Origin of the sequence: Agrobacterium vaccinii (assembly GCF_021310995.1) — a bacterium.
Lineage (GTDB): Bacteria > Pseudomonadota > Alphaproteobacteria > Rhizobiales > Rhizobiaceae > Agrobacterium > Agrobacterium vaccinii.
In genome coordinates, this window is record NZ_CP054150.1 from 1,076,190 (window position 1) to 1,102,138 (window position 25,949).

32 protein-coding genes and 1 tRNA gene are annotated in these 25,949 nt (G+C 55.9%); 17 read left to right on the forward strand and 16 right to left on the reverse strand.

Translation table 11 applies throughout. The features are described 5' to 3' along the window. The first annotated feature begins 100 nt into the window (after nt 1-100). The 9 genes from rpsE to rplQ all read left to right on the forward strand — a co-directional run bounded on the left by rpsE (nt 101) and on the right by rplQ (nt 6,506). Nucleotides 101-670: a 30S ribosomal protein S5 gene (gene rpsE / locus HRR99_RS05475; protein WP_111838915.1), complete on the forward strand. Its 570-nt coding sequence runs from the start codon at nt 101-103 to the stop codon at nt 668-670. Nucleotides 671-681: 11 nt separating this feature from the next. Then, on the forward strand, nt 682-888 hold the full coding sequence (gene rpmD / locus HRR99_RS05480) for a 50S ribosomal protein L30 (RefSeq protein ID WP_045230765.1): 207 nt from the start codon (nt 682-684) through the stop codon (nt 886-888). 16 nt (nt 889-904) lie between these two features. Then, on the forward strand, nt 905-1,384 hold the full coding sequence (gene rplO, locus HRR99_RS05485) for a 50S ribosomal protein L15 (RefSeq protein ID WP_111838916.1): 480 nt from the start codon (nt 905-907) through the stop codon (nt 1,382-1,384). Between the two features lie 312 nt (nt 1,385-1,696). Continuing rightward, a complete protein-coding gene (gene secY / locus HRR99_RS05490; RefSeq protein ID WP_111838917.1) occupies nt 1,697-3,037 on the forward strand; it encodes a preprotein translocase subunit SecY in 1,341 nt (446 codons plus the stop codon). Next, nucleotides 3,034-3,648 (forward strand): adenylate kinase, encoded by a 615-nt coding sequence (locus HRR99_RS05495; protein ID WP_233123044.1) that lies wholly within the window; start codon nt 3,034-3,036, stop codon nt 3,646-3,648. The genes secY and HRR99_RS05495 overlap by 4 nt, the downstream gene beginning before the upstream one ends. A 224-nt stretch (nt 3,649-3,872) precedes the next feature. Beyond that, nucleotides 3,873-4,241 (forward strand): 30S ribosomal protein S13, encoded by a 369-nt coding sequence (gene rpsM / locus HRR99_RS05500; protein WP_111838919.1) that lies wholly within the window; start codon nt 3,873-3,875, stop codon nt 4,239-4,241. 135 nt (nt 4,242-4,376) lie between these two features. Continuing rightward, a complete protein-coding gene (rpsK, locus tag HRR99_RS05505; RefSeq protein WP_045230761.1) occupies nt 4,377-4,766 on the forward strand; it encodes a 30S ribosomal protein S11 in 390 nt (129 codons plus the stop codon). Between the two features lie 186 nt (nt 4,767-4,952). Continuing rightward, nucleotides 4,953-5,963, forward strand: a complete 1,011-nt coding sequence (locus tag HRR99_RS05510) for a DNA-directed RNA polymerase subunit alpha (protein WP_003495228.1) — start codon at nt 4,953-4,955, stop codon at nt 5,961-5,963. Between the two features lie 117 nt (nt 5,964-6,080). Further along, on the forward strand, nt 6,081-6,506 hold the full coding sequence (gene rplQ / locus HRR99_RS05515; RefSeq protein ID WP_111838920.1) for a 50S ribosomal protein L17: 426 nt from the start codon (nt 6,081-6,083) through the stop codon (nt 6,504-6,506). A 123-nt stretch (nt 6,507-6,629) separates the two neighbouring features. Here the strand turns inward: rplQ and HRR99_RS05520 are convergent, their stop codons facing one another. The 3 genes from HRR99_RS05520 to HRR99_RS05530 all read right to left on the reverse strand — a co-directional run bounded on the left by HRR99_RS05520 (nt 6,630) and on the right by HRR99_RS05530 (nt 9,072). Then, nucleotides 6,630-7,214 (reverse strand): DUF930 domain-containing protein, encoded by a 585-nt coding sequence (locus HRR99_RS05520; protein WP_233123045.1) that lies wholly within the window; start codon nt 7,212-7,214, stop codon nt 6,630-6,632. Between the two features lie 159 nt (nt 7,215-7,373). Next, the gene (locus tag HRR99_RS05525; protein WP_233123046.1) at nt 7,374-8,186 is read right to left on the reverse strand and encodes a carbon-nitrogen hydrolase family protein; all 813 of its coding nucleotides are present in this window, start codon (nt 8,184-8,186) and stop codon (nt 7,374-7,376) included. A 13-nt stretch (nt 8,187-8,199) separates the two neighbouring features. Then, complete coding sequence (locus HRR99_RS05530; RefSeq protein ID WP_233123047.1) at nt 8,200-9,072, reverse strand: DUF817 domain-containing protein; 873 nt, start codon at nt 9,070-9,072, stop codon at nt 8,200-8,202. A 61-nt stretch (nt 9,073-9,133) separates the two neighbouring features. Here HRR99_RS05530 and HRR99_RS05535 point away from each other — a divergent pair, with 61 nt between their 5' ends. Beyond that, nucleotides 9,134-9,574 (forward strand): ribosomal maturation YjgA family protein, encoded by a 441-nt coding sequence (locus tag HRR99_RS05535; RefSeq protein WP_422387294.1) that lies wholly within the window; start codon nt 9,134-9,136, stop codon nt 9,572-9,574. On the opposite strand, the gene msrQ is transcribed toward HRR99_RS05535, so the two are convergent. From msrQ to HRR99_RS05560, 5 genes are all read right to left on the reverse strand, one after another. Next, the gene (msrQ, locus tag HRR99_RS05540; RefSeq protein WP_233123048.1) at nt 9,516-10,175 is read right to left on the reverse strand and encodes a protein-methionine-sulfoxide reductase heme-binding subunit MsrQ; all 660 of its coding nucleotides are present in this window, start codon (nt 10,173-10,175) and stop codon (nt 9,516-9,518) included. The genes HRR99_RS05535 and msrQ overlap by 59 nt on opposite strands. Before the next feature lie 2 nt (nt 10,176-10,177). Next, nucleotides 10,178-11,119 carry a protein-methionine-sulfoxide reductase catalytic subunit MsrP gene (gene msrP, locus HRR99_RS05545; RefSeq protein ID WP_233123049.1) on the reverse strand — a complete coding sequence of 314 codons (942 nt, stop codon included), beginning with the start codon at nt 11,117-11,119 and terminating at the stop codon, nt 10,178-10,180. Between the two features lie 209 nt (nt 11,120-11,328). Next, on the reverse strand, nt 11,329-13,317 hold the full coding sequence (locus HRR99_RS05550; protein ID WP_233123050.1) for a bifunctional 2',3'-cyclic-nucleotide 2'-phosphodiesterase/3'-nucleotidase: 1,989 nt from the start codon (nt 13,315-13,317) through the stop codon (nt 11,329-11,331). A 130-nt stretch (nt 13,318-13,447) separates the two neighbouring features. Then, nucleotides 13,448-13,783, reverse strand: coding sequence for a PilZ domain-containing protein (locus HRR99_RS05555; protein ID WP_233123051.1), 336 nt, complete (start codon nt 13,781-13,783; stop codon nt 13,448-13,450). A gap of 93 nt (nt 13,784-13,876) precedes the next feature. Further along, complete coding sequence (locus HRR99_RS05560; protein WP_233123052.1) at nt 13,877-14,344, reverse strand: DUF1203 domain-containing protein; 468 nt, start codon at nt 14,342-14,344, stop codon at nt 13,877-13,879. Between the two features lie 145 nt (nt 14,345-14,489). Between HRR99_RS05560 and HRR99_RS05565 the strand changes: the two genes are divergently transcribed. Next, nucleotides 14,490-15,380, forward strand: a complete 891-nt coding sequence (locus HRR99_RS05565; protein ID WP_233123053.1) for a DUF4344 domain-containing metallopeptidase — start codon at nt 14,490-14,492, stop codon at nt 15,378-15,380. Between the two features lie 176 nt (nt 15,381-15,556). Here the strand turns inward: HRR99_RS05565 and sseA are convergent, their stop codons facing one another. The 4 genes from sseA to HRR99_RS05585 all read right to left on the reverse strand — a co-directional run bounded on the left by sseA (nt 15,557) and on the right by HRR99_RS05585 (nt 20,358). Next, nucleotides 15,557-16,978: a 3-mercaptopyruvate sulfurtransferase gene (gene sseA, locus HRR99_RS23215; RefSeq protein ID WP_338422839.1), complete on the reverse strand. Its 1,422-nt coding sequence runs from the start codon at nt 16,976-16,978 to the stop codon at nt 15,557-15,559. An 18-nt stretch (nt 16,979-16,996) separates the two neighbouring features. Then, nucleotides 16,997-17,734 carry an alanyl-tRNA editing protein gene (locus HRR99_RS05575; RefSeq protein WP_233123054.1) on the reverse strand — a complete coding sequence of 246 codons (738 nt, stop codon included), beginning with the start codon at nt 17,732-17,734 and terminating at the stop codon, nt 16,997-16,999. A gap of 13 nt (nt 17,735-17,747) precedes the next feature. Further along, complete coding sequence (locus HRR99_RS05580) at nt 17,748-18,785, reverse strand: cysteine synthase A (RefSeq protein WP_233123055.1); 1,038 nt, start codon at nt 18,783-18,785, stop codon at nt 17,748-17,750. 124 nt (nt 18,786-18,909) lie between these two features. Next, the gene (locus HRR99_RS05585; protein WP_233123056.1) at nt 18,910-20,358 is read right to left on the reverse strand and encodes a cryptochrome/photolyase family protein; all 1,449 of its coding nucleotides are present in this window, start codon (nt 20,356-20,358) and stop codon (nt 18,910-18,912) included. A 189-nt stretch (nt 20,359-20,547) separates the two neighbouring features. Between HRR99_RS05585 and HRR99_RS05590 the strand changes: the two genes are divergently transcribed. Beyond that, nucleotides 20,548-20,814 carry a DUF982 domain-containing protein gene (locus tag HRR99_RS05590; RefSeq protein WP_162698197.1) on the forward strand — a complete coding sequence of 89 codons (267 nt, stop codon included), beginning with the start codon at nt 20,548-20,550 and terminating at the stop codon, nt 20,812-20,814. A gap of 381 nt (nt 20,815-21,195) precedes the next feature. Further along, nucleotides 21,196-21,570 (forward strand): TIGR02594 family protein, encoded by a 375-nt coding sequence (locus tag HRR99_RS05595; protein ID WP_111839091.1) that lies wholly within the window; start codon nt 21,196-21,198, stop codon nt 21,568-21,570. A gap of 14 nt (nt 21,571-21,584) precedes the next feature. On the opposite strand, the gene HRR99_RS05600 is transcribed toward HRR99_RS05595, so the two are convergent. Then, a complete protein-coding gene (locus tag HRR99_RS05600) occupies nt 21,585-21,815 on the reverse strand; it encodes a hypothetical protein (RefSeq protein ID WP_111838934.1) in 231 nt (76 codons plus the stop codon). A gap of 132 nt (nt 21,816-21,947) precedes the next feature. On the opposite strand from HRR99_RS05600, the gene HRR99_RS05605 reads away from it, so the two are divergent. Then, entirely contained in the window at nt 21,948-22,283 is a 336-nt protein-coding gene (locus HRR99_RS05605; RefSeq protein ID WP_233123057.1) for a DUF2934 domain-containing protein, read from the forward strand. Between the two features lie 16 nt (nt 22,284-22,299). On the opposite strand, the gene HRR99_RS05610 is transcribed toward HRR99_RS05605, so the two are convergent. Beyond that, entirely contained in the window at nt 22,300-22,620 is a 321-nt protein-coding gene (locus HRR99_RS05610; protein WP_233123058.1) for a hypothetical protein, read from the reverse strand. 108 nt (nt 22,621-22,728) lie between these two features. Continuing rightward, nucleotides 22,729-22,803: transfer RNA gene (locus HRR99_RS05615), tRNA-Asn, on the reverse strand. Between the two features lie 176 nt (nt 22,804-22,979). Between HRR99_RS05615 and HRR99_RS05620 the strand changes: the two genes are divergently transcribed. Next, the gene (locus tag HRR99_RS05620) at nt 22,980-23,264 is read left to right on the forward strand and encodes a hypothetical protein (protein ID WP_233123059.1); all 285 of its coding nucleotides are present in this window, start codon (nt 22,980-22,982) and stop codon (nt 23,262-23,264) included. Here HRR99_RS05620 and HRR99_RS05625 read toward each other — a convergent pair. Continuing rightward, nucleotides 23,251-23,898, reverse strand: a complete 648-nt coding sequence (locus tag HRR99_RS05625) for an exopolysaccharide biosynthesis protein (protein ID WP_111838952.1) — start codon at nt 23,896-23,898, stop codon at nt 23,251-23,253. The two genes, HRR99_RS05620 and HRR99_RS05625, sit on opposite strands and share 14 nt — an antisense overlap. A gap of 450 nt (nt 23,899-24,348) precedes the next feature. On the opposite strand from HRR99_RS05625, the gene HRR99_RS05630 reads away from it, so the two are divergent. Beyond that, a complete protein-coding gene (locus HRR99_RS05630) occupies nt 24,349-24,936 on the forward strand; it encodes a YqaA family protein (protein ID WP_233123060.1) in 588 nt (195 codons plus the stop codon). A gap of 96 nt (nt 24,937-25,032) precedes the next feature. After that, nucleotides 25,033-25,626 carry a dual specificity protein phosphatase family protein gene (locus tag HRR99_RS05635; RefSeq protein ID WP_233123061.1) on the forward strand — a complete coding sequence of 198 codons (594 nt, stop codon included), beginning with the start codon at nt 25,033-25,035 and terminating at the stop codon, nt 25,624-25,626. The last annotated feature ends 323 nt before the right edge of the window (nt 25,627-25,949 follow it).

Sequence of the window (25,949 nt, forward strand, 5' to 3'; positions counted from 1 at the left end):
ATGACCGGGCGGATTTTCACCGGACCATGCGGGTTTCAGCAATGAAGCCGATGGTCTTTTCGTATGCCGTTCCACCCGCAAAAGAAAAAGGAAAAGGACAATGGCACAGGAAAAAAGAGGTTCTCGCGACGATCGCCAGAACCGCGAAGAGCGCGATAGCGAATTCGTTGACAAGCTGGTTGCGATCAACCGCGTTGCAAAAGTCGTCAAGGGCGGCCGTCGTTTCGGTTTTGCTGCTCTCGTCGTCGTTGGTGACCAGAAGGGTCGCGTTGGTTTCGGTCACGGCAAGGCTCGTGAAGTTCCAGAAGCGATCCGCAAGGCAACCGAATCTGCAAAGCGCGATCTGATTTTCGTTCCGCTTCGCGATGGCCGTACGCTGCACCACGACGTCAACGGACGTCACGGCGCTGGCAAGGTTCTGCTTCGCTCTGCAAAGGCCGGTACTGGTATCATCGCCGGTGGCCCGATGCGCGCAGTTTTCGAAACGCTCGGCGTTCATGACGTCGTTGCCAAGTCGACCGGTTCCTCGAACCCATACAACATGGTTCGTGCAACGTTCGACGCCCTGAAGCACCAGGTTCATCCTAAGGACATCGCTGCACAGCGCGGTCTTAAGTATGCTACCCTTCAGACTCGCCGCGCCGCTTCCGGCAACGCTGCTGAAGAATAAGGAGCAGTATCATGGCCAAGAAGACCACTGAAGCCAAGACGACTGTTACGGTCGAACAGATCGGCAGCCCAATTCGCCGCCCTGCGGTTCAGCGCCAGACGCTGATCGGCCTGGGCCTCAACAAGATGCACCGTCAGCGCACTCTGGAGGATACTCCGGCTGTTCGCGGCATGATCCGTGCTGTCCAGCATCTCGTTCGCGTCGTAGACGAGAAGTGAGACGGAGGAAGTCATCATGAAACTCAATGAAATTAAAGACAACGAAGGTTCCACCAAGGATCGTATCCGCGTAGGTCGCGGTATCGGTTCTGGCAAGGGCAAGACCGGTGGTCGCGGCGTCAAGGGTCAGAAGGCTCGTTCCGGCGTTGCCGTCAACGGCTTCGAAGGCGGCCAGATGCCAATCTACCGCCGTCTGCCAAAGCGTGGCTTCACCAACATCTTCGCATCCGAGTATGCAGAAGTATCGATCGGTCGCGTTCAGACTGCTATCGATGCGGGCAAGCTCGATGCCAAGACGACTGTTGATGCTGCTGCCCTCAAGGCTGCTGGCGTTATCCGTCGCGTCAAGGACGGCGTGCGCATTCTGGCTGATGGTGAACTGACAACGAAGGTTTCCTTCGAAGTTGCTGGCGCTTCCAAGTCTGCTGTTGAAAAAATCGAGAAGGCTGGTGGTTCCATCAAGCTTCTGGTTGTTGCAGCGGAAGCCGCAGAGTAATATAACGTCTTGAACGCCCGGTGTGTTTCACTCCGGGCGTTTGTGCTCGAAGTCGCATAAGCCTTTGAATCCTAATCGATTAAGTCGGCTTGTGCGGATACTCTCAAGTGATGTGCAAACGTCACGGGGGGAGCCTCACAGTTCCGAAGCGTTCAATTGAACGTGGAGCGGACGCAAGAAAACAGGGTGAGGCATGATTAGGCTAGAAAGCCATGATCCGTCCGAAGCCCGGTTTTTGAACCAGTATCTTTTAGACCTTTTCCGGAATTGCCGGTTTCCGTGCCGCTGGACAAGGGTCATGCGGAGAAATTTATGGCTTCAGCAGCGGAACAACTGGCCTCGAACCTGAATTTTTCGACCTTCGCGAAAGCTGAAGATCTGAAAAAGCGCCTATGGTTCACCCTTGCCGCACTTCTCGTTTATCGCCTTGGCACGCATATTCCGCTTCCTGGTCTGAACCCGGAAGCCTATGCACGCGCCTTTCAGGGCCAGGCGAACGGTATTCTCGGTCTCTTCAACATGTTTGCGGGCGGCGCTGTAGAGCGCATGGCGATTTTCGCGCTCGGCATCATGCCTTACATTTCCGCATCGATCATCGTGCAGCTGATGACATCGGTCGTTCCGTCCCTCGAAGCCTTGAAAAAGGAAGGTGAGGCGGGTCGCAAGATCATCAACCAGTACACGCGTTACGGCACGGTGCTGCTCGGTACGCTCCAGGCTTATGGCATTGCCGTTGGTCTTGAAGGCGGGGCAGGGCTCGTCGTCGATCCCGGCGTCTTCTTCCGTATTTCCACGGTCATCACGCTGCTCGGCGGCACGATGTTCCTGATGTGGCTTGGAGAGCAGATCACGTCGCGTGGTATCGGTAACGGTATCTCGTTGATCATCTTCGCGGGTATTGCCGCTGGTTTGCCAAAGGCTCTGGCTGGTACTTTGGAACTGGGTCGTACGGGCGCTTTGTCCACCGGTCTCATTCTCATGGTCATTGTGGTCGCCATTGGCGTGATTGCGCTGATCGTGTTCGTCGAGCGTGCGCAGCGTCGCCTTCTGATCCAGTATCCGAAGCGACAGGTGGGCAACCGTATGTTCCAGGGCGACACGTCGCACCTGCCGCTGAAGCTGAACACGGCTGGCGTCATTCCTGCTATCTTTGCGTCCTCGCTGCTGCTTCTGCCTGCAACCGCAGCCGGCTTCACGAACAGCACGAACCTGCCACCTTGGGCTACGACCATCATTGCGTCGTTGCAGCATGGCCAGCCGCTGTTCATGTTGTTCTACGGTATGCTGATCGCGTTCTTTGCGTTCTTCTACACGGCAATCGTCTTCAATCCGAAGGATACGGCTGACAATCTGAAGAAGCATGGCGGCTTTATCCCTGGTATTCGTCCAGGCGAGCGGACAGCCGAGTACATAGACTATGTTTTGACCCGTATCACCGTCGTGGGCGCGATCTACCTCGTCTTCGTGTGTATTCTCCCGGAAACGCTGATTGCGCGCACGGGCATCCCATTAGCCCTTGGTGGTACTTCGCTTTTGATCGTTGTCAGTGTAACTCTTGATACTGTGGCACAGATTCAGGGTCACCTGATCGCTCAGCAATATGAGGGGCTGATCAAGAAATCGAAACTGCGTGGAGGAAAGAGGGGACGATGAGACTGATATTTTTGGGACCGCCGGGTGCTGGCAAGGGAACCCAGGCCAAGCGCCTGACGGACAAATATGCCATTCCGCAGCTATCGACCGGCGACATGCTTCGTGCTGCCGTCAACGACGGATCGGAAATCGGGAAACGCGCCAAGGAAGTGATGGATGCCGGTGGTCTCGTATCGGATGATATCGTCAACCAGATCGTGTCCGAACGCATTGAGCAGCCTGACTGTGCCAATGGTTTCATTCTCGATGGTTACCCACGCACGGTTCCGCAGGCCAAGGCGCTTGCGGATAACATGCGGCAGAAGAATCTCACTCTCGATGGCGTGATAGAGCTGCGGGTAGACGAAGAAGCGCTGGTGCGCCGAATCGAAAATCGCGTTGCTGAAACGGTGGCTGCCGGTGGAACTGTTCGTTCGGATGACAATCCCGAATCGTTCCGCAAGCGTCTGTCCGAGTACCGCGAAAAAACGGCGCCTCTGTCTCAATACTATCAGGAGCAGGGAGAACTCGTGGTGCTGGATGGCATGGCCGATATGGATGTCGTGGCTGCTGCTATCGAAGCCGCGCTTGAAAAAGACAACACTGCCGGGGCATCTGCCGCGCGTATCTAAAGAATCTTGGCGGGGCCGGTTGCTTTTTTGAACCGATTCCGTTAAACACCGCGCCAACTCGCGACAACCCAAGCGACTGGCGCGGATTTTCCTTTAGGGAAGGAAAGTCCGGGTTCAGTCGTTTTGACTTGTGACGAACATCAATTTGAACTGGCGGCAGCATCATGTCGCTCAAATGAAAGCACCACTTGCCGGATGGCAACTGGAACGCAAGGAGTATAGACGTGGCACGTATCGCTGGCGTCAACATCCCGACTGCAAAGCGCGTTGTTATCGCGCTGACCTATATTCACGGGATTGGTTCGAAATTCGCGCAGGAAATCATGGAGAAGGTCGGTATTCCGGCTGAAAAGCGCGTTCATCAGCTGACGGACGCAGAAGTCCTTCAGATTCGCGAAACCATCGACCGCGATTACCGCGTCGAGGGTGATCTTCGTCGCGAAACATCGATGAACATCAAGCGTCTCATGGACCTTGGTTGCTACCGTGGTCTTCGTCACCGTCGTGGCCTTCCGGTCCGCGGTCAGCGCACGCACACCAACGCTCGTACCCGCAAGGGTCCAGCGAAGGCGATTGCTGGTAAGAAGAAGTAATTTTCCGGTTTTCCGGAATGGGAAGGCTGGTGCGAGCCGCGCCAGCCTTTCTGAGTTTGGCGAAAAGTCCGTAAGGCTTTTCGCCGGTGTAGCCGCTGGTGTTACGGCGGTGAAGAGATCAATGAAAGGTAGACCATGGCCAAGGAAGCCACTCGCGTTAAACGTCGCGAACGTAAAAATATCACGTCGGGCGTAGCGCACGTCAACTCGACCTTCAACAACACGATGATCACCATCACCGACGCACAGGGCAATGCTATTGCCTGGTCGTCTGCTGGTGCAAAGGGTTTCAAGGGTTCGCGTAAGTCGACCCCGTTCGCTGCCCAGATCGCTGCTGAAGATTGCGCCAAGAAGGCTCAGGAACACGGCATGAAGTCGCTTGAGGTAGAGGTTTGCGGTCCAGGTTCTGGCCGTGAGTCCGCACTTCGCGCTCTCCAGGCTGCCGGTTTCATGATCACTTCGATCCGCGACGTAACGCCGATCCCGCACAACGGTTGCCGCCCGCGCAAGAAGCGCCGCGTCTAACGCGTTTCTGTCAGGGAATTCCGCCTTACCTTCGGTCTGGCGGAATTTTCGCGTAATCGGCGTGGGGTGGCCGGCTTGTCCGGTTTTCCAACGCTTTCAAACCCTCCGATGAACCTTATGGTTCCTCTCGGTGATCATGCTCGGTCCGCCACGATTGGATGGTGGCGGCGAACGGAAGGTTTAAAGATGATTCAAAAGAATTGGCAGGAACTGATCAAGCCGAACAAGGTCGAGTTCACGTCTTCCAGCCGCACCAAGGCAACGCTGGTTGCCGAGCCGCTGGAACGCGGTTTCGGTCTGACGCTCGGTAACGCGCTTCGTCGCGTTCTCTTGTCGTCTCTGCGTGGGGCCGCTGTAACAGCGGTTCAGATCGACGGCGTTCTGCACGAGTTCTCCTCCATTCCCGGCGTTCGGGAAGACGTGACGGACATCGTGCTGAACATCAAGGAAATCGCCATCAAGATGGATGGTGACGATTCCAAGCGCATGGTCGTGCGCAAGCAGGGTCCAGGTGCCGTAACCGCTGGCGATATCCAGACGGTTGGTGACATCGAAATCCTCAACCCTGACCACGTCATCTGCACGCTGGATGATGGCGCTGAAATCCGCATGGAATTCACCGTCAACAACGGCAAGGGCTATGTGCCTGCAGAGCGTAACCGCGCGGAAGATGCACCGATCGGTCTTATTCCGGTGGACAGCCTTTATTCTCCGGTCAAGAAAGTGTCCTACAAGGTTGAAAATACCCGTGAAGGTCAGGTTCTGGACTACGACAAGCTGATCATGACGATCGAGACCAACGGTTCGGTTTCCGGCGAAGACGCCGTTGCCTTCGCCGCTCGTATTCTTCAGGACCAGCTCGGCGTCTTCGTCAACTTCGACGAGCCGCAGAAGGAAGCAGAAGAAGAATCAGTGACCGAACTGGCATTCAACCCGGCGCTTCTCAAGAAGGTCGACGAGTTGGAACTGTCCGTTCGTTCGGCAAACTGCCTGAAGAACGACAACATCGTCTACATTGGCGATCTCATTCAGAAGACAGAAGCCGAAATGCTTCGCACACCGAACTTTGGTCGCAAGTCGCTCAACGAAATCAAGGAAGTTCTCGCTTCCATGGGTCTGCACCTCGGCATGGAAGTGCCAGCATGGCCGCCAGAGAACATCGAAGATCTCGCTAAGCGTTACGAAGATCAGTATTAACAAATAAAAAGGCAGGCCCTTTAAAGACTGCCTTTCCCCGTCAAACAGCAGGCACATCGCCTGCATGTGCCAGGAAACGGCAGGCCCGGATAGGAACCTGCATAAAGGAGAATAGCAATGCGCCACGGAAATTCAGGCCGCAAGCTCAATAGAACCGCCAGCCACCGCAAGGCAATGTTTGCGAACATGGCTGCTTCGCTCATCACCCATGAGCAGATCGTAACGACGCTGCCAAAGGCGAAGGAAATTCGCCCGATCGTCGAACGTCTCGTAACGCTCGGCAAGCGCGGCGACCTGCACGCTCGTCGTCAGGCCGTGTCCCAGATCAAGGATCAGGATGCAGTTCGCAAGCTGTTCGATGCCATCGCTGAACGTTACGCCACCCGTAACGGCGGCTACCTGCGCATCATGAAGGCTGGCTACCGTCAGGGCGACAACGCTGCCATGGCTGTTGTCGAGTTCGTAGAACGCGACGTAGACGCCAAGGGCAAGGCCGACAAGGCTCGCGTTGCTGCAGAAGCTGCTGAAGCCGAAGCTGCATAATATCAGGCGCTGAAAAGCGTTAAATAATGAAAAGCCGGGTGAGCGATCATCCGGCTTTTTGTTGTTTTGGCGGACTATCTTGAAGCGTGAATCAGCTTGTTATCGGCGTGCTGATGGGCTGGATCAATCAGACGCTCCATCTTCATCCGGCAGATTATGTTCGCCCCAGATTTCTCTTGGTATCGAGTCTCCCAGCAGAAATTCAAACGCAGCGACTTTCGTTTTATATATGGCCAGTTGGCATTTGAATTGAAGACGATACCAGTCGCGCTCGCTGTGAATGGCCGCTCCCTCGGCGACGAAAGCGCTACCTGACAATTTAGGATCGGCCATGGCATAGGCCACGACCCGGTCTGGCTTCAGTTCCTTGCTCCACGCGCCGACTTGCGCCATGGCTTCCAGATTGCAAAGCTGTTCAATCTGATCTGTCGGCGCAAGCTGTTTCAGCGCCTCTCGCGCCTGTGTGCTTCGGCGGTCCGCGAGAACATCTTCCGAGAGCACTCGTGTTGGCTTCACAAAATTCGTTTTGTTGTCTTTATTCAGGACATTCTGAGGCGGTGTCTTAAAGCTTGCCGCTGGCTCGGTAATGGGTTCGTTGCCGGGTAACGGAGACGTCGCGGATGGGGCAGGCTGAGCTGGGACGTGATTTGCAATTGGAGACCGCCTCACTGGCTGGAGCGCGGCAGGGGCTGACGGGATGATTTCCACGCTGATGCTCCCATCTTGCGGGACAGAATTCGGTAGAGGAGAAGGCATGAGAAAAAGGGAAATACAGAGAAGGCCATGAAACAGAACGGAGAGAACGACGCACCAGCTCTTGATCCTGCGTCCTACCTTGCTGGCCTCTCTCATCAGCGCTGGCCCTCATCAATCTGCATCGATCTGCTTTTCCGCGTAAATCGTTCCCTGCCTTGCGGCTCTTCGCCATGGGCGAGCTTTGTTAAGGGGCCCGTCATAATGGGCGTCTTTTCTATCAAGCTTTGCAAAAGCCAATTGATTGCTTGGCTCCACTGTGCAGGCTGCGATGACTTTTCCGTCTGGCCCTAAAATTCCCGCAGGGCCTTGGGGTGCCTTTTGCGCGGGTGTTGCGCCGCTGATCCAGACGCAATTGAAACCGGCATGGGCGCGTAGTGCGATCTGAAAAAAGTTTCCAATTCCGTAGGATGAAAACAGAATCGCATCGACATCGAGACTTTCGTATTCCATGAACAATTCTGGAAACTGCACTTCGATGCACGTTAGGCAACCAAAGCGGTAGCCATCGACTTCGAAGGTGATCGGATGTTTTCCCGGTGTGAACCAGCCATCAAGTTCGGAATTTGAGAGATATTGCTTGTCGTATCGCGCAATCATCTGGCCGTGATCATTGATGATGTATTGGCTGTTGCGCGGCGGGTGAGGCGAGGGCAGCGGAGATGCTGATCCGATCACTGCAAATGTGCCTTTGTCCTTGCATGTTTTAGCAATGGCTTCGAGTTCGGCGGCATGTGCATTCCAATCGAAGTTTTGCCAGTCTTCGGGAGAGGTAATTTGTGCCTTCGCATAGCCCGATAGTGCACCCTCACAGAAGTTGACGAGGCGGGCACCTTGATCTGCTGCCTGATGAATGAGCGAGCGTATAATCCGGCCGTTTTCGGCGACGTCTTTTGTTACGATGCTCTGTGCTGCGGCAATTTTCATGGGACGTTCCAGCTCACTCCGGCACTGAAATCCGGCCTTTGATGTGCTTCAGATGAGAAACGATCGAGAACGTCATGATGACCAGCAACGACCATGAGCTCCATTTGCCGATATGCACTGCCGACCATGCGCCGAGTTGGTTAGGGTAGCTCCAGATGCCGAAGAAGGTGGAAATGTTTTCCGCGAGCCAGACGAAGAAGCCGATCAGGATAAAGGAGAGCAGCAGCGGCATTTTGCGGTCGCGATCATAGGGACGGTAGATGACAGTGGCGCGGGCATAGAGGCCGATGGCGCAGGCGGCGATGTACCATCGATAATCGCCGATGAAGTGGTGAGTGAAGAAGTTGGCGTAGATCGCGATGCCCATCAGCGAGGCCATCCAATAGGGCGGATGGTGGCGGATGCGGACATCGAGCAGGCGCCATGCCTGAATGATGTAGCTGCCGACGGCGGCATACATGAAGCCGGAAAACAGGGGCACGCCAAGAACTTTGGTATAGGCGAAATCCTGATAGGACCATGACTGGATGGCGCTTGATGTTTTGAAGACTTCGAGTGCGAAGCCGACGACGTGAAAGAGGAGAATCGCCTTGGCTTCGTCCAGTGTTTCCAGTTTGCTCCAAATCATGAAAAACTGAATGCCAAGGGCGATTACCAGCAGAACATCATAGCGGGGCAGGCCAAGCAGGCCGTCTCGCGGTACCAGAAAGATCGAGATAAAAAATAGCCCGGCAAACATGCAGGCTCGCGCTTCCTTGATACCGAAATAGAGAAACTCGACGATGAAACGCTTTAGGCCTTTCAACTCGCCCCACGGCTGTCGATCGCAAAGGAAGGCGTCAAGCGTGGACAGACGGCTGGCGGGGTAGGTGGTTTTGCTTGTCAAAGCCATCGGTCCTTTTGCGCGGCAGGATTGTATCTCTACAACAAACCGGAAATAAAGCGACATGATGATCAAGGATGCTCACCGATTTTACGACAGCCGTTCCGCGCTTTTTATCGCGGTATGTGTGGTGATCGTCGTCGGGCTGGCGCTGCGGCGATACGGTTACACTGTCGGGTTGCCATTCATCGTCGTGAAATATGGCGGGTCGGTGCTGTGGGGATCGATGGTCTATCTGCTTGTCGCGACCATCTTGCCGCGGCGCAAACGGGGTTTGGCCGTCGCGGTTGCCTGCGTGGTGGCAATCGTTGTCGAAGCGATCCGGCTTGTGCATTTTCCAGCGCTGGATGCATTTCGCGCGACGACATCAGGAGCCTTGCTCCTCGGTCGTGTTTTTTCGCTGTGGAATATCGTGTCTTACGGCTTGGGCATAGCGATGGCAGCGCTCATCGCGCAGCGCTTTTTGGCGAAAGAGCGGCCTTGCGAGCACGTTTCCGGGCCATAATGGTGGGTCTGACGGTTCGATATCCGAGCAGAATGAGCATCACCGCGATGTAGAAGACCGGCTCCAGCGTCAGCGACTTGCGCGCCAGCACGAAATGCAAAGTACCGGCAATCAGGATGAAGTAGGTCAAGCGGTGCAGCGTGTTCCAGCGTGAGCCCAGAGTGCGGATCGACGAGCGGTTAGAGGTCAGCGCCAGCGGTATCAGCATCACAAGACCTGCCATGCCGAACATGATGTATGGCCGCTTGAGAATATCTGAGAGGATGGAGCTGAAAACCAAACCACGATCCAGCACCAGATAAACCGCAAAATGGGCCAGCACGTAATAGAAAGCGATCAGTCCCAGCGCCCGTCGGTAGGCGATGAGATTGATGTTGAAGAGATCGCGTAGTGGCGTGACGACGAGACCGAGGCATAGGAAACGCAGTGCCCATATGCCGAGAAGATGTTCGAAATCCTTGACCGGATTGAAACCCAGTCCGCCGGTGGCAGCGAGATAGAAATACCAGACACCGGGCGCCAGACCGACGACATAAAGCGCCCAGATGGCCGTCGGCTGATATCGTTTCGGCAAAGATGGGAGCGAGAGGGCGAACGCCATAATCAGTAATTCGCCTTCAGATCCAGCCCGGTATAAAGGCCTGCAACCTCATCATAGCCGTTGAACATCAACGTGGGTCTTCTCTGCGTGCTGAAAAAGCCACCGTCGCCGATGCGTTGCTCGGTCGCCTGGCTCCAGCGTGGATGATCCACCTTCGGATTGACGTTGGAGTAGAAGCCATATTCGCGCGCGTTTGAGTTCTTCCACGTCGTTTCCGGCTGCTTTTCGACCAAAGAAATCCGCACGATGGATTTGATGCCCTTGAAACCGTATTTCCACGGCACGACAAGGCGGATTGGCGCGCCGTTCTGGTTCGGCAGCGTTTCACCGTAAAGACCGACAGCGAGAATCGTCAGGGGGTGGCGAGCCTCATCAAGACGTAGTCCTTCAACGTAAGGCCAGTCCAGGGGCTGGAACAAACCGCTCTGGCCAGGCATCTCTTCCGGGCGGACAACGGTTTCAAATTTGACATATTTCGCGCTGCCAAGCGGCTCTACCTTGTCCAGCAGGGTAGACAGCGAGAACCCGATCCACGGGATGACCATGGACCAGCCCTCGACGCAGCGCATGCGATAGGTACGCTCTTCCAGCGGGGATTTCAGCAGGTCTTCGATCCCGAATTCCTGCGGCTTGCCGACCAGCCCATCGACTTTCACCGTCCATGGTGTCGGCTTGAAGTTTCCAGCATTCTCTTTCGGATCGGATTTTCCCGTGCCGAATTCGTAGAAGTTGTTGTAGCTGGTCACGGCATCGAGCGGCGTCAGCTTGTCATCCAGCTTGTAAGGGCCGGGCTTGGCGGTCAGCGGTGCGGCGAGAGCGCTCTCAGCCGTCAGACCCATGGCAGCGAGACCGGCTGCGGTTCCCAGAAAATTGCGTCGGGACAGGTAGACGTCACGCGGGGTGATTTCGGCAGAAGAGATACGGGGTGGGCGATAGGCGGGCATGGAAACCTCCTGAGAAACCAATCGGCGATATTGCTATCCAATACCCAGTACGTTGGCTTCGTAAGATATGTTTCACATTACGAGAAAAAAATGGATTTGGAGCATGTGCGGAAAACAATTTTACGAGAACGATGCACAGCCACTGAAACGGAAGATGCCGAAAAGCCGTGAGGCGCACGGTTGAACGCGCGCCTCACGGTATTTTTGTCTTAGAGGGTCAGGCGGAACTTCGCAAAGCCTTCGGCGCCGTCACCGGCTTCCTCGATCTTTGCGCCCTTCACGTCCTTGGCGTATTGGCGTGCCTTCGGTCCGGTTTCGAACACGGCGGTCGTGTTGGCCACGGGCGCGAAGGACCAGTTATCATCCGCAGACGGGTTGATGGTGCCCTGCGCGATGATGTAGCGCACGATCACGTCGCGGTTGGTATCAGGCGCGACGAAGATGATCTTGTCGGATGAAATGCCGGGGAACTTGCCGCCACCGCTGGCGCGGTAATTGTTCGTTGCCACCACGAATTTCTGTTCCGGGTCGATCGGCTTGCCTTCGAACTGGAGATTGACGATGCGGCTGACATCCGGGTTGACCGCCTTGCCGTCCTTGTCGAACTTCGCCGGTTTGGAAATGTCGATCTGGTAGGTCACGCCATCGATGACATCGTAATTGTAGGACGGGAAATCATTGTTCAGCAGCGGTGCGTCTTTTGCGCCTGCTTCCACCGTCTTGAACATGCCCGCCGACATTTCCAGCCAGTCCTTGACCTGCGCGCCGGTGATCAGCACGGCCTGCACGGTGTTGGGATAGAGGTAGAGGTCGGCGACGTTCTTGATGGCAATGTCACCGGCGGGCACATCGGTGTAATAGTCCGCTCCACCGCGACCACCAGCCTTGAAGGGAGCTGCCGCTGAAAGCACGGGGAGGTCCTTGTACTGACCTTCCTTTAGCATGTCCTTGATGTACCAGGTCTGCGCGTTGGACACGATCTGCACGGATGGATCGTCGGCCACCAGCGCGAAGTAGGAGTAGAGCGGCGCGGATGTTTTGCCGACAGGGCGACGGACATACGCGAGGGTGGCTTCGTGATCCGTCTTGACGGCGGCGATGACCTCCGGCTTGTCCTTGACGTCCGCCACGATCTTGCGGTTGTCATCACGGTGATAGATCGGGCGTGCTTCACTGGTGAAGTCCACGATCTTCCAGCTCTTGCCATCCTTTTCCAGCAGCAGATCAATGAGGCCCATATGCGAGCCCCAGAAACCGGCCATGACGGCAGGCTTGCCCATCAGCGTGCCCTTGACCGGATCGGCGCCTTCAATGCCTTCCCAGGTCTTGGGGCCAGGGAAGACGAGATGCTGGTGGCCGGTAAAGACCGCATCGATATCCTTGACGCCAGCAAGATACAGCGAGGCGTTTTCCATGCGGTCGCTCTGACCCTTGCCTTCGATACCGGAGTGCGAAAGCGCGATGATGATATCGGCACCCTGTTCTTTCATGACGGGCACCCAGGCCTTGGCAGCATCCACGATGTCGCGGGTCTGCGCTTTGCCCTCAAGGTTCTTCGCATCCCACATCATGATCTGCGGCGGCACGAAGCCGATGATGCCGACCTTGACGGTGCTGGTGGCACCGGAGCCGTCCTTGATCTGCTTGTCGAGGATGACGAAAGGCTTGAAGAAGAGGTCGTCCTGCTTGGGATTGGACGCCAGCTGTCCCTTGGTCAAATTGGCGCAGACATAAGGGAAGCCAGCGCCGCCCAGGGTGTTGAACATGAAGTCGAGCCCGTAATTGAACTCGTGGTTGCCCAGCGTGCCGCAGTCATAGCCCAGCACGTTCATGGCATTGATGACCGGGTGCTTGTCACCGGCCTTCATGCCACGCTCATAGGCGATGTAGTCGCCCAGCGGGTTGCCCTGAAGGAAGTCGCCGTTATCCACCAGCATGGAGTTGCCGGCTTCTGCGCGAATGCTGTCGATGATGGAGGCGGTGCGGGCGAGGCCCAGCGTGTCGTTCGGCTTATCGGCATAATAATCATAAGGGAAAACGTGGACGTGGATGTCGGTCGTTTCCATAATGCGCAGATGCGCCTGATTGCCCTGCGCGCGCGCCGCAAACGGGTGCAGCATGACAAGGGCGGAAGATGCCGCAATGCCGCTCAGCAGGGAGCGGCGCGTGATGGGATGGAGGCCGATAAGCGAAGACATGGAAACTCCTCGATGGAATTCAGGCTGCATGGAAAAGGCGCAGCCTAAGACGAATTCCCAAGGAGTCCATCATCAAAATGACAAGCATATGACTTACCCCGGATTTTTGAACCGTCCGGTAAAAATCCCCTCATCCCGCCAGCGTCGGCTTCACCTCTTCATGGAAGAAGCGGAAGTAGGAGGAAAGCTGTGCCAGCGTGTTGGTGGAAAGCTGCAATTGCAGACCCAGCCGGTTGGCATGCTGCCATTGCACCGTGCCCTCGATGAAACCCAGATCCTCGCTTTGTACCTTCACGCGGCTGCCTTTGGCGGCGGCAAAGGCCCCTTCGAGTTCCAGCGCCATGCCGGTGGCCGAGAGATCGACCACGCGGCCTTTGACTGTCTGGTTGAAATATTGAACCGTACCGTAGATGCGGGTCTTGCTGCGGCCCGCACCGCGATTTTGCATGCTCATACTGCCAGTCATCGTGTCAGCCCCCTGTTTTTTCATTGTGTCAAAATCGCACAGAAGGTTTGATGGCCGTTTAGAATATTCGATAAAATTGGGTGGAATAACGTTTCACGCCCGGTCGATCCGGCACTGGTAACAATTGTTGCGCGCGGACCTGACATGCACATAGGCGATATCATCATTCGCCAGCAATTCCCTGGCTCGCTCGGTGATTCCTTCGGTCGGCGTCACGGCGCCGGTGCCATAGACGATGCGGTCGGCGTGGCTGTAGCCGCGCACGATATAGTCAGAGCTTTCGAGCATGGGCGGCAGGATTTCCTGCGCTTCATAGGCACTGCATGATTCGGCGTGGATGAAAATCGGGCCCGTCTCAGCGAAGGGTTGCAGGCTTGGAAATGGTCGATAGGCCAGCAACAGCATGGCTTCGCCGTCCTTGATCTGCCCGAGGCAGACCCGGCAGGGAAAGCTTCCCGCAGCGATGGAACGCTCCGGTTTTTGGCCGTTAGCGTCCAACTCGCCGCGGCGAAGTTCGTCTGCCTCATCGGCATTCATGGCGGTGAAAATGATCTTGGTCATAGCGTCTCCTTGAGCGTTGCTTGTTTGTCGCTATGCTCTTCAAACATGCGTGTATCCACCCGTTTCTTGCGTCTGGAGGCAACCACCCCATTGCTTGTGCCGTTGAGTGTGGCAATCAATCGAACGTCCTCTTTTTGGAAAGTTCATGTCCATGCTGCGCAGGTTGATGACCGCTTCTCTGGTCACCGTGTTTTCGTTTTTTTCACCTGCCGCCCATGCGCAAACCGCGCCCGCGCTAGACGGTCTTTCGGATGACCAGTTGCAGCAGACGGTGAATTTCGTCATCGGCAATGCGATTTTCGGCCTCTATCACGAGGCGGCAAAAATGCTGATTTCCGATCTGGCGCTGCCCGAGGCCGATGCTGGCGCAAACTCCGCAGATCAATTGGCAGGCACCATGATGCTGGAAGCCAATGAGGAATGGCTGGATACGGCAATCGTCAATGCGACCGATAGTTGGTATCTGGCGCGCTCTTCACAGTCATTGCCAGACCATGCAGCCCCTGTATACTCGACGCTCGTTCCCAACACGACGCGCGACCGCCAGATGGCTTGCCTGATGGTGGGCAAGGATGCAGGCGGATACGGTGATCTGGCGGATATGATGGGCCTGCCAAAGAACGACTGGAAGGCCTGCGAAGCGGCCTATCCACAGACGGTCGCACGCTGGAATGATGCGTTGAAGCCGTTCGTGGCGAAGGCAGGTGCCACCAAATTTACGGCCCGGTACGAGCCGGTTCGCGATCCATTTCTCGATATCTACGCCACCATCGTCAAGGAATCCAAAGTTCTGGATCTAATTGCCCGCAGCTTCAATGGCTACAACCTCAAGGGTGATGTGAAACTGACGGCCCGCACCTGCGGTCGCCCTGACGTCTACTGGTCAGCGGAAAAGCGCGAAATCACCTATTGCTACGAGATGGCCAGATTTCACGGTGAACTCATCGCCGCGCATCTCGCCAGCGGGGGCAGCGAAAAGGAAAGTGATCCTGCCCAGGAAATTCCGACCGCTGTGAATTTGGGGCAGGAGCTTTAGGCTCGGAGGCATCCCCTACCAACGTGTGATTGTGCGTAGCGGCGGTAGCAGTCCTCATCCTGAGGTGCTCCGCAGAAGCCTCGAACGGCGAGGACTGCGGTCACAGCTCAGGTGCGTGCTTCGAGGCTTTGCCCGATGGGCAAAGCACCTCAGCATGAAGGGCGTGCGAGACGCGCTTACCCCCGCCGCGAAATCTCCAGATACTCGCTATCCGTCAGCGGCTCGACCCAGGCCTCGGACGTGCTGACGGGGGAAAAGCCCATCATCTGGTAGAGTTGTAGCGCGCGCGGGTGGTCCAGCGTGTTGGTGGAAACGGTGATCTTTTTCGGATTGTCCTGCCAAGCCGCGTAAAGCGCCTGCAACAGAAACCATTTGCCGACGCCTGCACCGATCGCTTCTTCCATCAGCCCGAAATAGGACAACTCGGTCACATCCGTATTGATGCGGTTGAGTTCGAAGAAACCGGCGGGCGCGCCGTTGAGATAGAGCACCGTGACCGAATTGGCCGGATCCCGTAGCGTTACGGAAAGCTCGGCGTCGCTCATGCGCATGCGCTTTTGCCAGTGCCAGCGTTTGCCAACGCGCCAATAGAGATAGCGGTAGAAATGCAGCGGAATGTCCGTCGTGCGCATGATGGCCGTCTGGATGTTGACCGGTACCGGCAGGCTGACCTTCGGTGGCGCTGTCATCTCCAACTGCGTGACATGGGCTTTGAGCGGGCCGACATCGTTTACGACGATGGGTTCGGCTGGTCCGGTCACGATCGGAGTGTCCTCTTTGGAACCCCATTCCGACCACGAGCCATCGTAAAGCGAATTATCGAAATGGCCGAGTGACTCCAGTGCCAGAGTGATGACCGCCGCGGTGACGCCCGAACCACAGCTGGTGATGACCGGCTGTGTCAGGTCTATTCCAGCCTCAGTAAACATGCGGCGGATCGTCGGCAGGTCCTTGAAGCGACCGTTTTCGGCAAATGCCGTGGCGGGCAGGTTGCGAGCGCCGGGCATATGGCCGGAACGCATACCGGCGCGTGGCTCGGCTTCGTCACCGGTGAAGCGTCCTGCGCCGCGTGCGTCGGCAATCTGCTCCTCACCGTCGTCAACGACGGCGCGCATAGCCGCAAATGAGGTGATGCGTTTGGGATTAAAATGAACTTCGAAGGTCTCTGGTTCTATGTTTGGAGCGCCGGTTTCCAGCGGCTTGTCTGCCGCCTTCCATCCATCCAGACCACCGTCCAGCACGTAGACCTTTTCGGCACCCATGACGCGCAGCATCCACCAAACGCGCGGTGCGGAGAAAAAGCCGGGGCCATCATAGACGACGATCGTGTCACCAGCATCGATGCCGAGATTGCCGACTTCCTGAGCGAAGACCTGTGGCGAGGGCAGGGAGTGCGGCAGGCCCGTGCTGTGGTCTGCGATCGCATCCTGGTCGAAAAACACGGCGCCGGGCAGGTGGCCTGCCAAAAATTCTTCTTTGCCATTGCGCTTATGCGCAGGCAGATACCAGGAGGCATCGACGAGTTTGAAGTCTGGGGTGCCAAGCTGTTGCTCGACCCAATCCGCCGAAACGACGAAACGGCTTTTATCCGTGGTCACGATGTGTCTCCTAAAAAATCAGGCGGAAAGGCCGGGCTTGCCGAAACGGATTCGGAAGCGGCGATTCTCCTTGCCCTTCTTTTCAATCTTGGCGATGTGAATATCGCCCACTTCCTGCGTCTTGGCCACATGAGTGCCGCCGCAGGGCTGGCTGTCAACGGAAGAGTCGTATCCGATGCAAACGAGGCTGACGCGGCCTAGCCCCACTGGAGGGCGCACGTTCTTGGATTTGACGATATCGGGATTGGCGGCAAGTTCCTCGTCGGTAATCCATTTCAGAAATACCGGGTGATCTTCCTCGACCAAAGCCATCAGCTTTGCAGTAACCTCGTCCTTGTCGATTGTCTCGGACATGTCGAAATCGACGCGGGATTCATCCTCACCCACGGCAGCACCGGTGATTGCCCAAGGGCAGACCACTGAAAGCAGATGGCAGGCGGTGTGCATGCGCATGAGCTTGTAGCGGCGTGGCCAATCGACATGGAGGGTAACCTTTTCCCCGATGTCTGGAGATGGCTGACCTTCGATGGGACTATGGATGATAACGCTTTTGTCGACGCCATGCCGTGTCAGGCCGAGATCGATCCGCGAGCCATCGGCGCGCAGCATATGCCCGGTATCGCCGGGCTGGCCGCCGGATGTGGCATAAAAGCAGGTTTGATCCAGCTCTATGCCGCCATCTTCATGGACTGCTGTTACCACCGCTTCGCATGTGGAAAGATAAAAATCATCACGAAACAGGGCATTCACAGACATATGGGCGCAGACCTCAGACGGTTTCGTACGGCACCGATATCTCGCGCTTTTCAGTCAGCCACAGGGGCAGGGGAAGTCCCTTGGACCGCAGGAAGTCCGGGTTGAAAAGCTTCGACTGGTAACGGTTACCGTAGTCACAAAGAATGGTAACGATTGTATGCCCCGGACCGAGGTCGCGGGCAAGTCGAATTGCACCGGCAACATTGATTCCCGAGGAGCCGCCGAGGCAAAGTCCTTCCGTCGTGACCAGATCGTACAGCACCGGCAGGGCTTCCGCATCCGAAATGCGGTAAGCGAAATCCGGTTCGAAACCCTCCAGATTGGCCGTGATGCGCCCCTGTCCAATGCCCTCGGTAATGGAGCTGCCTTCGGATTTCAGGGCACCGTTCTTGTAAAACTCGAACAAGGCGGCGCCATCCGGGTCGGCCAGTCCGATCTTGATATCGGGATTGAAGTCGCGGAGACCATCTGCAACGCCTGCCAATGTGCCGCCCGAACCAACAGCGCAGACGAAGCCATCGACGCGGCCATCCGTCTGGTCCCAGATTTCCGGTGCGGTGGTTTCGATATGAGCCTGACGGTTGGCGATGTTGTCGAACTGGTTTGCCCAGACCGCACCGTTGGGGTCTGTTGCGGCAAGCTGCTTGGCCAGGCGCCCCGAGACCTTCACGTAATTGTTCGGGTTGGAGTAGGGGGCCGCTGGCACTTCGATCAGTTGCGCGCCCAGAAGCTTCAGCGCGTCCTTCTTTTCCTGGCTCTGCGTTTCGGGAATGACGATGACCGTCTTGTACCCAAGTGCATTGGCGACGAGCGAAAGGCCGATGCCGGTATTGCCGGCAGTGCCCTCGACGATCGTGCCGCCGGGCCGCAACTGCCCGCGGCGTTCCGCATCGCGAATGATGTAGAGCGCGGCGCGGTCCTTGACCGACTGGCCGGGGTTCATGAATTCCGCTTTTCCGAGAATCTCGCATCCTGTCGCCTGTGACGCTGCGTTCAGGCGAATGAGCGGCGTGTTGCCGATAGCAGTAAGCACAGAGGTATGAATGGTCATGTCGGGGCCTTCTCGTCCAGTCAGCGATTGAGATGCAGTTATCTCCCTGCCAACGAGCCTTGTGACAAGAAAATATGTTCCGGTGAATAGCGTTCAGGCGCAAAATCTTGCCGTTAGCCGATTTTTAGTCGCCTTTCTTCATGTCAGAATAGACCGCCAGCGCTTTTTGTCTTGCCTCGTTATGATCGACAAGCGGCTTCGGGTATGTCTCGCCCAGCTCGATCCCGGCTTTTTTTAAAACTTCCTTCGGCGCGTCGAACGGCTTGTGGATGAATTTTTTGTCGAGATTTTCGAGTTCCGGCACGAAGGTTTTAACATAGCCGCCATCGGGATCGAATTTCTCGCCCTGCAGGATCGGGTTGAAGATACGGAAAAACGGAGAGGCGTCCGCGCCAGATCCTGCCACCCATTGCCAATTGGCGGGGTTGGAGGCTGGATCGGCATCAACGAGAGTATTGCGAAACCATTTCTCGCCCATTCGCCAGTCGATCAGCAGGTGCTTGATGAGGAACGAAGCTGTGATCATGCGCACACGGTTATGCATCACGCCATGCTTCCAAAGCTGGCGCATGCCCGCATCAACGATGGGATAACCCGTCATGCCCTTCGTCCAGGCAGTAAATTTAGCGCTGTCGGTATGCCATTCGAAGGAATCGAAACTGCTGTTCCAGTTCTTCTCGTTCAGTTCGGGGAAATGAAAAAGCAGGTGGTAGCAGAATTCACGCCAGACGATTTCCTTACGAAAGCGACTGAGATCATTGGAGGCGATGTTACGCGGCAAGCCACGGGTCGCGTCCCAAACTTGCGCAGGCGAAATTTCGCCCATGGTCAAATGTGGCGACAACATGGAGGTGGCAGGCTTCGCTGGGAAGTCTCGGCCCTCTTCGTAACCTTTCAGCGCGTCTTCTATGAAGGTTTTCAGGTTCTCGGCAGCACCAGCTTCACCAGGCGTCCAGACCTCTGAGAAATCCTTTGCCCAGTCCGGTTTGGCGGGCAGAAGCTTCCAATTGTCGAGCGTGTCGGATTTTGGCCAACTGGACGGGGACGGCAATGTCTTAGGTGCCGCTGCCGGTTCCGTTGGCTCGTCACCGCCTTCGAAGGCGCGCCAGAAGGGCGTATAGACGCGGTAGGGGCCACCGCTTTTCGTTTTCAGTTTGGAGGGTTCATGTAAAAGATATCCGGCAAAGCTTTCGACCTCGAACCCATCATCGCGAAACCGTTTCTTGATCTCGTTGTCGACTGCAACGCCATGCGGTTCGTAGCGTCGATTCCAGAAAATAGCCGTCGCGCCGGTCTCTTTCAGCAGTGATTTCAGCACGGAATCAGCGTTCCCACGCCGCAAGATCAGCTTGCTTCCTGCCTGTTCCAAAGTACGCGCAAGTGCCTCCAGCGAGTGGTGCAGCCACCACTCTTGAGCAGCGCCCAAAGCCCCTGTCAGCAAAGGGTTTTCGTCAGCAATATAGACCGGGATGACAGGGCCGCCACGGTCTTCTGCAGCGAGCAGAGCGCGGTTGTCGGCGAGACGTAAGTCTTTGCGAAACCACAAAATTACTGGTTCTTTTTTTGCTGTCATAGGCCACCTGGTTCACTTGGGATTGAATGATTGTTGAAGAGCTTTGTTCCCTGAACCGGCGTATGATAGAGGCTCGTCATAACATGGTTTTCAACCGGTGAATTTTTGTCTCTTGGAAACCATTTAGCGCGGAACCATATGGCGGGTCCAACGTTAGAGGCGGGTTAATTGAGTATGGAAGTCCAATCAATGATGCTGAACGACGTCAAATGGGAAAGCCCGGTGGTTATTTCCCTGGAAAATGGCGCACCCCGAACATTCACCGGCGCTTACGAGGCTTTCGATTTTCTGCAACATGAATGGCCCAGCCGTCATGGCAAGGTTTACGAGCAGGCGTTGCGGCTATGCCGCGCCTCCTTGATGGGCAGCGTCGGCGGAGAGATCGCTCGCATTGCATTCATCGAGGCAAGCAGAGACGCGCATTGCCTCGTGGAAACCCATAAGCTCGCCTCCTGATTTTTTGAACCCGCGAATATGAAAGCCATCCGCCTGATAGAGGTGGATGGCTTTTTCTATGTTTTGAGCATGAATTTCGATGGATACGGATAAAGCTTAATCCTTGAAGCCATTGTGAGGCAGCTTGCGAAATAACGTTCCAATTTTCGCCTATATCTCGTCAAATTGTCGCTAAATTGCAGGAATAGATCAAACCTTGCCAGCGGTGAGCCAGACATATCTTGTCGGCGTCCGCTGCTTTACTCTGAATATGCGCACGGGACTTCTGACGGGGCAGGAGCGAAGTCACGTGTGCTTCCAAAGGGCGAGATTTTGAAAGTAACTGCGTACGTTCTGGCCGCTGCGATCTGTGCGGCTTTCACTGCACCTGTGTCTGCTGGCATGCTCAATCAAGCTGAGAGATATTCCGGCCTTCACGAGGGTAAAAATAACAAGACCCTCAAGGCCATCCTTGGTGTCAATCCACGTAAAACCCCATGGTGCGGACATTTTCTCAGCGTCGTCGCCGAGAAGTCCGGTCGTCAGCCACCTAAGTCCTCGGGCTTTGCCAAATCGTGGAGCTCGTTCGGATATGCCGTTCCCACAGGCAACGCAAAGCCGGGTGACGTCGTGGTGGTCAGGGCTGGCAAAAGCTACCACGCCGGTATTCTGAAGAGCCTCAATAAAAATACCGCCCAAATCCTGGGCGGCAATCAGTCCGGTCGCGTTCAAGTCTCGAATTTCAGCCGCAAATCGATCGTCTCGGTTCGCCGCTAATTCATCTAACAAGCTTATGGCTGCTCTCGTGTACCGGGAGCGGCATCACGCTGATCATCGTCTTCCAAATCCGTGGCCACAATGAACGCGTCCTCGTGCTGGCGTGCGGCCTGTCTGCGCGCTCTGAGGTTAATGGCCTCATCGGGATCGATTTCGTCGGGCGTACCCTTCAGCTCCCGTTCGGTGTGAAAATCCGCGACATCCTTGTCGTCGATATCCAGCGGCTTCGAATGTTTCTCTTCCATGGTGCAACTCCTTCGTTGACCAAGTTAACGAGCGGCCTTGCCGCGAAGTTCCCTTTTGCATTCTTGCCTTTTGCAGGAACAAAATAAGTTGCCTGTTGTTTTCTACCCGACAAACCTGATGGGAGAATCCACATGACAACTGACCGCGAAGCTGAAATCCGCAAAAAGGCGTACGAAAAGTGGGAAAGTGAAGGTCGTCAGGAAGGCCAGCACGACCGCCATTGGGCGGAAGCCGAGCATGAGCTAAATACCGACATAGAGGATGGCTCAGCTGCCGGCGGCAGCGAGAAGTCTCCCGCAGCTCAGTCCTTCAGTGACGAGCAGGCAGAAGCGGCTCAGGATGGCTCCAAGACGGATTTAGAAGAGGGGCTGGAAGATAGCTTCCCTGCCAGCGACCCGGTCTCTGCAACATCATCTACGGTGACGGGTGGTGCAGCGAAGAAAAAGGGCTCAAGCCAGTCTCGTTGACATACGTGGCAACGCTCTAACGCTTTTTAGTCCACCATATGATCAGGCCGACGCACAAAAGTGCCGTCGGCCAAAAGTCTGTCGTCTGATCCCACGACCAGTTCCAGACATAATAGCCTTCGATGTGAGGCGGCGGCATATGGACGGAGACCTCGTAGTCCCGCTTTTCCCGCCCGTGAAAATGACCCGCAGCGAAAGCGAGGCCGACTAGGCCAGCATCTCGCCAATTCAGAATGGAGCGCGCGAGAGCAGCGACCACGCCCGCCATGATCACGGCCTCGAGCATGTGGCCCGCCCAGTCCCAATTCTGCTGAATATAGGTCCAGTCGAAATCCATGACACAATCCTGTCGTGACGAAAGTGCTATGTGAGGTGTGATATTCTGTGCAGCAAAGACGAGGTAGCAACTACCTTCGTCATAACCATTTCACCAATTTGGAAGAAATGGCTCCCCGGGCCGGATTCGAACCGGCGACCTGTCGATTAACAGTCGAATGCTCTACCGCTGAGCTACCAGGGAACGTGCGCTGCTTGGCGCGGTGTGAGCGGGGTAATACAAATGCTTTTCCGATTTGCCAAGCGCTTTTTTCAAAAAAAATGAAATCCTCTTGTTTTATCCACCGAAGTCCCCACTTTTCCGGGAATGTTGGCTCTAAAAAAGTTTTCAGCAACTGTTCCTCAGAGGGAAGTTTCCAAATGACATTCGGTCTTCACCCCCAAACGGGGCGCCTTCATTTGGGAAAATGGAGCATGCCGATGCCGCGATCGCGAGTCGGCCGCATCATTATCGGCGTTTTGCTCGTCGTCGGTGGCATACTTGGCTTCTTGCCCATCCTCGGATTCTGGATGGTGCCGCTGGGGCTTCTCATCCTGTCGCAGGATCTGCCCTATGTGCGGCGCAAGCGCAGGCGCTTGGCAATCTGGTGGGCGAGACGGCAGCGCGCCCGGCAGGCGCGCCGCGGCGGCATTACGCGCCCGTGAGTGAGTTGCTGATGCCTTGTCCTGCCCAGAAAGCGCCATAACCGAGGGCTGCGAAGTAAATGGTGGTCAGGATAAGGAAAGCGTAACCTCCCAGCACGGTCGCGCCGTCGCGCTGGATCATGCCAGCGGAAAACAGCAGGATAGCCACGCCGGGCAGTGTGTTAGAAAAAGGCACGAAACCCAGCGGCATCATCAGCAATATTCCGGAGGCCATGATGGCGAGGCCGTTGATGCGGGCCATAACGGCACCTGCGGTCAGCGCGGGCAGGCGAGGGCGCATGAAGCGGTCCAGCTTCGACACGATGTTCACACCCTTCTGCAAGGCAGGTGTGAGGCGCGCTGTTTCCATTTCCTTGTCGAGGATACGTCTTGGTAGCCATGGCAGGCGGTTGAGAGTGATCGCAAGACTGATCATCACGATAGCCGCGCCAAAAATCGTGCTCACACCCGGTATCGACACGGGGATCAGAAAAGGCAGGCAAGCGATGGCGCACATCAGCAAGAGACCCTGCTCACCAATCGCTTCCATCAGCTCTCGCAGAGTGATCGTTTTGCCAGTCAGATTGCCAATCAGCCTTTCCAGAACTGTGCTGAGGCTCTCCGATGTATCTGTGAACGTATATTTCTGCGTCATGCTCTATCCCGGAACGATTTCGATGCGGGATAGATAACATTCAAGAAATGGCGTGCCTATGGCAAACGCAACTCTTCGGCGCAGCTATTGGTCATTGTGCAGTTGGTTGGCTGCTAGTGAGATACCCATGAGCTGTATGCGCCAGCCAGGAGCACGAGCACCAGAATTCCAATGATGAACGGGTTCAGCGAAGTAACGAAGCCTACATAGTCCATGGTTATTTCCTCCTCCATTCGTCCCAATCGTGAGTCTACTCCGATTTTGAGAATTTACCAGTATAAATGGATTTTGTAGTTGCGCTGCAACATATGGTTTCTTCGTCCACTGGGAATGTTGCGCAAAGGTCATGCTGCGCTGCGAAACATGGTCACCGTCATCGCCTCAATAATGCCTTGCAAGATTTGTCATAAGCCGTCAGCACAGTCGCAATGGCGTTTGAAGGGGTAAGGCATGCTCAAGAGGCTATACGCATGGACCATGGCGCTGGCCGCGCGAAAAACTGCGGTATGGTGGCTGGCAATCGTCGCGTTCGTGGAAAGCTCAGTGTTCGTCGTTCCCGCCGATGTGTTGTTCATACCCATGGTGCTGGCAAGGCCGAAGCGTGCGATGTTCTATGCTTTGGTCGCGACGGTTGCGTCTGTGCTGGGCGGAATAGGCGGCTGGTATCTGGGGCATTACGCCTTCGAAAGCGTCGCGCGCCCTGTGCTGGAATTCTACGGAAAGCTGGATAGTTTCGAGCAGCTGAAGGCATCTGTGGATTACGAGACGATTCTGCTGCTCCTCGTCACTTCGGGCCTCGCGCATCTTCCGCCCATCAAAGTTGTCACCATTCTCTCCGGTGCCGCAAACATCAGTCTCGGCCTCTTTATTCTATCTGCTGTCGTCACCCGGGCCGCCCGCTTTTTCATCCTCGCCGGGTTGCTCCAGCGCTATGGCGAACCCATCCGTGACTTCATCGAAAAACGCCTTGGTGTGATCGCAGCCGTCACGGCGGGCCTGCTGATTGCCGTCTATGCCACTTATGTCCTCGCGCGGTGACAAGGCTTGATCTAGGCGTCCTCATCGATAAGGGCGTCATTCAGCTTAGTGTCAGTATTCGCGATCATCTCTCCTGTCAGACAAACAGGAAAAATGATGATGCGCAGGATTTTGTTTCGGGGTGTTCTACCAATCGCACTCACGCCGTTGGTGTTCCTGGCGTATATCGGGGTGCTTCAGCTTTCAGGCAACTCCCATGAGGTCATTGCCGGCCAGCTCTATCGCTCCAGCCAGCTTTCGGACACGCAACTGGCAGACTACGTCAAGGCAAATGGCATAAAGACCATCATCAACCTGCGCGGTGCAAATGACGGCTCATCCTGGTACCGGGAAGAAGTGGCAGTGGCTGAGCAACTCGGCGTCCAGCACGTTGATTTCGGGATGTCTGCTTATAAAGAACTCGGCTTGGGGCGAGTGGCGCAGCTCATCCAGATCATGCGCGATGCGCCCAAGCCCATCCTCATCCACTGCAAGTCCGGTTCAGACCGCACAGGCCTCGCTTCCGCAATCTACGTGAACCGTGTTGCGGGACTGGACGAAGAAACCGCCGAGCACCAACTCTCCATCCGCTTCGGCCACCTCGGCATTCCCTACCTGTCTGCGGCCTACGCCATGGATAAAAGCTGGGAAAAAATCGAAGACGCGCGCGCCATCACGAGCATGGTCGATACGAACGAACATGTGATCTGATTAGTAAGGCATATATCTGGATTGGTATTCGGTCGAGGTCATTCGAAGCCGACTGGAGACCCGTGTCAGGAACACCTACTGTAAACTGAATGAAATTCTGTAAACTGCTTGAGGGTGGGGGAGGCCTCAAGTCTTTGAATTAATGGTCGGAGCGGCGGGATTCGAACCCACGACCCCTTGACCCCCAGTCAAAAGGATTCCGATTTATAGCCATGCATAGCGTTGCATTTCCTTATAGATATCATTGATATGCAACGTTATCCATCTCATGACCACTTGACTATTTTTCGCCTACATCCAATATACCGGCTATATATTGGCTA

Excerpts from the sequence above, each read along its gene's own strand:
- HRR99_RS05525 (WP_233123046.1), bottom strand. The coding sequence starts at position 8,186 with ATGAAAATTGCCGCAGCACAGAGCATCGTAACAAAAGACGTCGCCGAA.
- HRR99_RS05595 (WP_111839091.1), top strand. The coding sequence starts at position 21,196 with ATGCTCAATCAAGCTGAGAGATATTCCGGCCTTCACGAGGGTAAAAAT.
- secY (WP_111838917.1), top strand. The coding sequence starts at position 1,697 with ATGGCTTCAGCAGCGGAACAACTGGCCTCGAACCTGAATTTTTCGACC.
- HRR99_RS05630 (WP_233123060.1), top strand. The coding sequence starts at position 24,349 with ATGCTCAAGAGGCTATACGCATGGACCATGGCGCTGGCCGCGCGAAAA.
- msrP (WP_233123049.1), bottom strand. The coding sequence starts at position 11,119 with ATGCCCGCCTATCGCCCACCCCGTATCTCTTCTGCCGAAATCACCCCG.
- HRR99_RS05550 (WP_233123050.1), bottom strand. The coding sequence starts at position 13,317 with ATGTCTTCGCTTATCGGCCTCCATCCCATCACGCGCCGCTCCCTGCTG.
- rpsK (WP_045230761.1), top strand. The coding sequence starts at position 4,377 with ATGGCCAAGGAAGCCACTCGCGTTAAACGTCGCGAACGTAAAAATATC.
- rpmD (WP_045230765.1), top strand. The coding sequence starts at position 682 with ATGGCCAAGAAGACCACTGAAGCCAAGACGACTGTTACGGTCGAACAG.
- HRR99_RS05535 (WP_422387294.1), top strand. The coding sequence starts at position 9,134 with ATGATGATCAAGGATGCTCACCGATTTTACGACAGCCGTTCCGCGCTT.
- rplQ (WP_111838920.1), top strand. The coding sequence starts at position 6,081 with ATGCGCCACGGAAATTCAGGCCGCAAGCTCAATAGAACCGCCAGCCAC.
- HRR99_RS05605 (WP_233123057.1), top strand. The coding sequence starts at position 21,948 with ATGACAACTGACCGCGAAGCTGAAATCCGCAAAAAGGCGTACGAAAAG.
- HRR99_RS05555 (WP_233123051.1), bottom strand. The coding sequence starts at position 13,783 with ATGACTGGCAGTATGAGCATGCAAAATCGCGGTGCGGGCCGCAGCAAG.
- HRR99_RS05585 (WP_233123056.1), bottom strand. The coding sequence starts at position 20,358 with ATGACAGCAAAAAAAGAACCAGTAATTTTGTGGTTTCGCAAAGACTTA.
- rplO (WP_111838916.1), top strand. The coding sequence starts at position 905 with ATGAAACTCAATGAAATTAAAGACAACGAAGGTTCCACCAAGGATCGT.
- HRR99_RS05620 (WP_233123059.1), top strand. The coding sequence starts at position 22,980 with ATGACATTCGGTCTTCACCCCCAAACGGGGCGCCTTCATTTGGGAAAA.
- HRR99_RS05560 (WP_233123052.1), bottom strand. The coding sequence starts at position 14,344 with ATGACCAAGATCATTTTCACCGCCATGAATGCCGATGAGGCAGACGAA.
- HRR99_RS05575 (WP_233123054.1), bottom strand. The coding sequence starts at position 17,734 with ATGTCTGTGAATGCCCTGTTTCGTGATGATTTTTATCTTTCCACATGC.
- HRR99_RS05580 (WP_233123055.1), bottom strand. The coding sequence starts at position 18,785 with ATGACCATTCATACCTCTGTGCTTACTGCTATCGGCAACACGCCGCTC.
- HRR99_RS05625 (WP_111838952.1), bottom strand. The coding sequence starts at position 23,898 with ATGACGCAGAAATATACGTTCACAGATACATCGGAGAGCCTCAGCACA.
- HRR99_RS05635 (WP_233123061.1), top strand. The coding sequence starts at position 25,033 with ATGATGCGCAGGATTTTGTTTCGGGGTGTTCTACCAATCGCACTCACG.
- HRR99_RS05610 (WP_233123058.1), bottom strand. The coding sequence starts at position 22,620 with ATGGATTTCGACTGGACCTATATTCAGCAGAATTGGGACTGGGCGGGC.
- rpsE (WP_111838915.1), top strand. The coding sequence starts at position 101 with ATGGCACAGGAAAAAAGAGGTTCTCGCGACGATCGCCAGAACCGCGAA.
- HRR99_RS05495 (WP_233123044.1), top strand. The coding sequence starts at position 3,034 with ATGAGACTGATATTTTTGGGACCGCCGGGTGCTGGCAAGGGAACCCAG.
- HRR99_RS05565 (WP_233123053.1), top strand. The coding sequence starts at position 14,490 with ATGTCCATGCTGCGCAGGTTGATGACCGCTTCTCTGGTCACCGTGTTT.
- HRR99_RS05510 (WP_003495228.1), top strand. The coding sequence starts at position 4,953 with ATGATTCAAAAGAATTGGCAGGAACTGATCAAGCCGAACAAGGTCGAG.
- HRR99_RS05590 (WP_162698197.1), top strand. The coding sequence starts at position 20,548 with ATGATGCTGAACGACGTCAAATGGGAAAGCCCGGTGGTTATTTCCCTG.
- HRR99_RS05600 (WP_111838934.1), bottom strand. The coding sequence starts at position 21,815 with ATGGAAGAGAAACATTCGAAGCCGCTGGATATCGACGACAAGGATGTC.
- msrQ (WP_233123048.1), bottom strand. The coding sequence starts at position 10,175 with ATGGCGTTCGCCCTCTCGCTCCCATCTTTGCCGAAACGATATCAGCCG.